4 protein-coding genes are annotated in these 2,081 nt (G+C 39.6%); 1 reads left to right on the top strand and 3 read right to left on the bottom strand.

Features of this window, described 5'->3' with window-relative positions; genetic code table 11:
• Window positions 1-32: 32 nt before the first annotated feature.
• On the top strand, window positions 33-557 hold the full coding sequence (locus BW951_RS22245) for a hypothetical protein (protein ID WP_139326249.1): 525 nt from the start codon (window positions 33-35) through the stop codon (window positions 555-557).
• Here the strand turns inward: BW951_RS22245 and BW951_RS22240 are convergent, their stop codons facing one another.
• The 3 genes from BW951_RS22240 to BW951_RS22965 form a co-directional block, all read right to left on the bottom strand.
• The gene (locus BW951_RS22240; RefSeq protein WP_076396876.1) at window positions 558-1,109 is read right to left on the bottom strand and encodes a hypothetical protein; all 552 of its coding nucleotides are present in this window, start codon (window positions 1,107-1,109) and stop codon (window positions 558-560) included.
• The gene (locus tag BW951_RS22235; RefSeq protein ID WP_076396874.1) at window positions 1,106-1,615 is read right to left on the bottom strand and encodes a phage virion morphogenesis family protein; all 510 of its coding nucleotides are present in this window, start codon (window positions 1,613-1,615) and stop codon (window positions 1,106-1,108) included. Before BW951_RS22235 ends, BW951_RS22240 begins: the two co-directional genes overlap by 4 nt.
• Window positions 1,608-2,081, bottom strand: a 474-nt coding sequence (locus BW951_RS22965) for a hypothetical protein (RefSeq protein WP_175608871.1), incomplete at its 5' end; no start/stop codon positions are given. The genes BW951_RS22235 and BW951_RS22965, both read right to left, overlap by 8 nt.

The following is a 2,081-nucleotide window of genomic DNA, read 5'->3' as shown; positions in this document are numbered from 1 at the left end:
AGAAAAACCGGACATTATAAAAACCTGTAATGATGAAAAAACTAATAATCCTTTTACTATTTCCAATTATTTTTTATTCTCAGACTTCTTTAACCGATAACGATATTTACGCCGCTGCAGGTAATGAATACGAAACATTATTAACTAATATTGAAGCAGGTAATAATTTTCCCGCCGTATCAGAATTACTTCATAAGATTGGAATGGTAGATGATGAAACTTTTAAAACAAAATTTGATGTTTTAAATCAAAAATGGAAATATATAGAACAGGTTACATCGGGAAACCAAAAGCCCAGAGTGGCTTATATAAATTGGACTGGTAAAAAGGTAAAAGGATACAGTCAGCCCATCATAACCAAACTTGAAATCTGGGGTGACACTGAATATATCATTAAATTTTATATAAACTTTTGGAGCCGAGCCATCAACTTTAAGGATACCAAACCGGGTGAGACGGTGACGACTCGTTTTTTGTCCGATGTCGCTGCCCTCTCAGTAGGAACCAACGGACAGTCAAAAATAGTCGTTACCACGGCAAAAGATTATTATAAATAATTACATTTTAACAATAAAATCAGATTGAATATTAACCTGCTTTTCCGGCAGGTTTTCTTTTGCAATATATTTCACAATCGGCTCGGCATCCACTTTAATCATTTTGGAGCAGTTCGCCTTCGTATCGTCGGTAATTGTTGCTTCATATTCGTAAACCGTGACAATAACATTGTTATGATCCAGGTCGTCCTCATCAGCCACCTTTTTTAATCCACTGAATTTTGTACCGCTCAATCCTTCCAGTGCGGCATCCACTTTTTCATTAAGATCAAAAAAAGCCAGTGCCAGTTCCTGATCTATACTCCCCGTATAGCTTTCAGCATAATTCTCGCAAATTACACGCACACGGACAATGCCTTTTCCCACTTTAATTCCATTTCCCATGTCTGACCACTCGAAACGCATAAACGCGATTAAGACAGCGGGTTTGGGAACCATTACAATATTCTCTTTTTCAATCTGCCCGCGGTCTTTATCAATATAGATCAATTCCTCCACCTGAGCCTCCAGATGGTCGGATATTTCTTTAAACACCATTCCTTTTATGCTCATGAGATTATTTTTTTAAGTTCTGACAGTATCATCCGATCCAGTGTTTTTTTGAGTGCCTTTGAATCGCCAATAAATTTTCTCTGCGGGATATCAATGTGTGTTTTTGTGGTGAGGGCGAGCCATTTCCAGTATTCCTTTCCTGATTCCTTATATTTTGCCCAGAAGAACCTGCGCATCTTTGGAGTGATCAGAATTTTCCCCCCTTCATTATGGATTTTGGCATAATGGTTATGATTCCCTATTCCCACGACCACACGTGATTCCGAGACCTGAATTTTCTTAATTTCCCTGCGCGTATTCCCGGAACGTACCATTGTGGTTCTCGCTCCGGGATAGCTGCTTTTTTTCCATTTTCGGAAAGGAACATCCACAAAGCCGCCAACGTTAAAATTTCGTTTAAAGAAATTCACCATGGTAATGGTGGCTTTCTGCGGAATGGTTCTTTTAAAATTCCTGTATTTTGCGCGGAGCCTGTCGAACTCCTGAGCATTATTCTCTCTACGCATTGGCTCTGATTTCTATATCGGCGATCATTTCATTAAATATCTGTTCCAGAATTTTTCTGATCTCCTGCGGGTTCTCTTTGATGTTGGTGGTTTTAATGGTGAGTTCCTTCACAAAAGACTGAATATTGAAAATCATTTTTTTTCCATCCCCGCCGGTTCCGGCACCGGACAGGGAATTTTTGGCTTTATCCTTTTTGCTTTTCGCGTTACCTCCGTTTTGCGGATCCAAAGCTCCGGCAGGTTTTCCACCCGATGAAACCAAGCCGGAGGGCGGCGGAATACCGGCAGCAGAAGTTATTTTGTTTTGAGTGGTGATCTTAACGGCTTTTTTAACCGGTTTTTCCAGTTCTTTATTCCATCCTTCATAAGCGCCTTTCATCGCATTAGGAATTAAAATCCCGGTTTCTTTTATAACATTAAAGCCTTTGGAGAGTGCCGATTTTATTTTATCGGTATCAAGGGTAAA

Source organism: Chryseobacterium gambrini (genome assembly GCF_900156825.1).
Lineage (GTDB): Bacteria > Bacteroidota > Bacteroidia > Flavobacteriales > Weeksellaceae > Chryseobacterium > Chryseobacterium gambrini.
Note: the sequence above shows the minus strand (reverse complement) of the source record. Positions and strands in the feature narration are given on the sequence as shown.

Excerpts from the sequence above, each read along its gene's own strand:
- BW951_RS22235 (WP_076396874.1), bottom strand. The coding sequence starts at position 1,615 with ATGCGTAGAGAGAATAATGCTCAGGAGTTCGACAGGCTCCGCGCAAAA.
- BW951_RS22240 (WP_076396876.1), bottom strand. The coding sequence starts at position 1,109 with ATGAGCATAAAAGGAATGGTGTTTAAAGAAATATCCGACCATCTGGAG.
- BW951_RS22245 (WP_139326249.1), top strand. The coding sequence starts at position 33 with ATGAAAAAACTAATAATCCTTTTACTATTTCCAATTATTTTTTATTCT.